This is a genomic window from Micromonospora arborensis (assembly GCF_003205615.1).
GTDB classification, from domain to species: domain Bacteria; phylum Actinomycetota; class Actinomycetes; order Mycobacteriales; family Micromonosporaceae; genus Micromonospora; species Micromonospora arborensis.
Genome location: NZ_PYBV01000098.1, coordinates 1 through 250 on the forward strand (window position 1 = coordinate 1; position 250 = coordinate 250).

Annotated in this window: 1 protein-coding gene; it reads left to right on the forward strand. The window is 74.4% G+C overall.

All coding sequences use genetic code 11. The features are described 5' to 3' along the window. Positions 1-184: 184 nt before the first annotated feature. The coding region (locus tag C7C45_RS35970; protein WP_425271194.1) for a histidine phosphatase family protein at positions 185-250 on the forward strand (66 nt) is incomplete at its 3' end.

Sequence of the window (250 nt, forward strand, 5' to 3'; positions counted from 1 at the left end):
GCGGCCGCCCCCAAGATCTCCCTCCTTCCCCTACCCGACCCTCTCCCGACCCCCCCGAGCTGCCGCTGCCCGCGGACGCGCGGGCCACCCGCAACCGCCCCGAGGACGCGGCCACCGACGAGGCGGGCAACGCGGTCGGCTTCATCCAGGACTTCAGCTGACCAGCCGCGCGGGGGGACCGCGGATCGTCTTCTGGCGGCACGGCCAGACCTCCTGGAACCTGGAGTCCCGGTTCCAGGGCAGCACCGAC